We start from the raw sequence: 2633 nt of genomic DNA on the forward strand, positions 1-2633 counted from the left end.
AAGGATCGGATACGCACACAAAGTGTGACCATGATCACTCGCTCAAAGTTTCGAGTCGCACGCGCCCGTTTTCCGCACAAATGTGTCGTGTGCGGGCAAAACAATCGTTGCGCTCACTCAACAAAATAGCCGCGCCCGCCCCGCAGGGCAAGCGCGGCCCACGTTCGACCGTCGCCCGGCCCAGCCTCAGGCCGGGTACGCGAACCCCTCGGTGCGGATCAGCACGTACCCCACCGCCTCCTGGTCCGCGGCGCACTTGTCCGACCCGCACAGCGCGTTGTCCCCGCGCCCCTCGTGCCAGTACAACCGCAGCGGGACCGTGCCGGGGGCCTGGGCGGAGAGGACGTAGCCCTCCACGCGCAGCGGCGCGTAGCCCACGGCCTCCTGCTGGGCCACGCACTCGTCCGTCCCGCACACCGCCACGTCCCCGCGCTCCGGGTGCCACATCGAGCGCAGCGGCACCGCGCCCTCCGCGGGGGCCGACAGCACCTTGCCCTCCAGCTGCGCCGGGGCGTACCCCGGCCCGCCCACGAGGCAGCCCTCGTTCAGGCAGGTCGCGTTGTCCTGGAGGTCGCTGTTCCAGTACAGCCACAAATCCTGCTTCACCGGCTCCGGCGGCGGGGTGGACGTGGTCGTCGTGGTCGTCGTCGCGCTGCTCGCCGCGGACGACGGGACGGGGCCCGACGAGGACGCGGGCGCGGGGGCGGAGGACGACGGCTTGCCCGCCGCCGTCGGGGTCGGGTTCCAGTTGACGAACACCATCGTCGCCGCCGCCGCCAGCGCGGCCACCGCCACGCTCGCCGCGATCACCGTGCCCCACCGGTACCCCGACCCCGGCGGCGGCGTCCGGTCGTCGGGCTCGGCGGCGCGGCCCTCGGGCCCGTCGAACACCGGCTTGAGCTGGATGCGCGTCATCGCGACCGGCGCGGTCAGCTCGGCGGCCGTCACCGGCGGCACCGGCGGCTGCCCGGCCAGCACCCGCTCCACCTGCGCCCGCTGCTCCGCGATCATCCGGTGCACGCCGGGGCTCCACGGCCGGGGCGACGGCGGGATCGGCCGCGCCAGCTCCAGCACCTGCGCGGGCGTCGGCCGGGCGCCGGGGTCGCGCTCCAGGCAGCGCTCCACGATGTGCCGCACGCGCGGCGGCAGCGTCGTCAGGTCCGCGCGCACGCCCACCACGTTGTTGAGCGTCTGCAACGTGGACGACCCGGTGAACGGGCTCCGCCCGGTGCACGCCGCCGCCAGCACCGCGCCCAGCGAGAACACGTCGCCCGCCGCGCCCGCCATGCCGGTCTCGATCTGCTCCGGCGACATGAAACCGGGGGAGCCCACCAGCGAACCGGTGTGCGTCAACTGGCTGTTCGGGTCGTCCACGGCCTTGGCGATGCCGAAGTCGATCACGCGCGGACCGTCGTCGGTCAGCAGCACGTTCGACGGCTTGAGGTCCCGGTGCACCAGCCCGACCCGGTGGATCTCCAGCAGCGCCGTCGCGAGCCCGGCGGCCAGGCGCAGCGCGGACTCCTCGGGCAGCGGACCGGCCGTCGCCACGGCCTGCTGCAACGACGGCCCCGGCACGAACACCGACGCCAGCCACGGCACCTCGGCGTCCGGGTCGGCCTCGACCACGGCCGCCGTGTACGCGCCGGACACCCGCCGCGACGCCGCGACCTCGCGCGCGAAGCGGGCCCGGAACTCGGCGTCCCCGACCAGCGCCGTGCTGACCAGCTTGACCGCCACCAGCCTGCCGTCCGGCCCGGCGCCCAGGAGCACGCGCCCCATGCCGCCCTGCCCCAGCTCGGCCAAGACGCGGTAGCTGCCGATGGCGGCAGGATCGGAGGCCCCAAGCGGCTTCACGGCATTCCCCTTCGGAACCGGACTCGTCGTGCCCCACCGACGAGGCGCAGGCCACTCTACGTCGCGCACGGGCGGTGAGGAGCACCGGTCCGGCGCACGTCCGCGGGCACCCCTCGGACACCGGGCAAACCCTTGCGCCGCAAGGAGGACGACCCCGCGTGAACGACGTGCACGGACCGTGCGCGCCCTGGGTCTCAGCCCCGGAACACCTCGACCGCGATCCGCGCGAACGACCGCACCAGCGGATCGCGCCCGCCCTCGCGCCAGGCCACCACGAGCGGGCTCGGCGGCACGTCGGCCAGCGGCACCCACGCGAGCCCGCGCCCGAGCGGCTCACCGAGCGGCGCGATGCCCACGGACCCGTTCCACAGCACGGCCTGCGCGCACTCGGCCACCGTCCGCACCACCGCCCCCTCCCGAGCGCCCGGCCCGCTCCAGAAGGCCCGCCACGCCGGGTCCACCCCGTCCGGCAGCCGGAACCACGGCCGGTCCACCAGGTCCGCCGCCGTCAGCGACGACCGCCCCGCCAGCGGGTCGTCCGCGCGCAGCACCGCCCCGACTGGGTCCAGCCGCAGCACGCGCGTGCCGATCCCGGTGGGGTCGAACGGGGTCCTGGCCAGCGCGACGTCCACCAGCCCGCCCCGGACCCCGGCGGTCGGGTCGGTGAAGTCCGCCTCCCGCAGCACGATCCGCACCGCCGGGTGCCGCTCCCGGAACGCCTCCGCCAACCGCGCCCCGCCCGCCCCGCTCGCGCCGAGCGTCCCGACGGTCAGCGACGC

General features: G+C 75.4%; 2 protein-coding genes. Both read right to left on the reverse strand.

Features of this window, described 5'->3' with window-relative positions:
- Positions 1 to 186: 186 nt before the first annotated feature.
- The gene (locus tag ACTUAL_RS28620) at positions 187 to 1854 is read right to left on the reverse strand and encodes a protein kinase domain-containing protein (protein ID WP_440902416.1); all 1668 of its coding nucleotides are present in this window, start codon (positions 1852 to 1854) and stop codon (positions 187 to 189) included.
- Between the two features lie 194 nt (positions 1855 to 2048).
- The coding region (locus ACTUAL_RS28625) for a LysR family substrate-binding domain-containing protein (protein WP_440902417.1) at positions 2049 to 2633 on the reverse strand (585 nt) is incomplete at its 5' end.

The organism is Actinosynnema sp., from assembly GCF_052038725.1.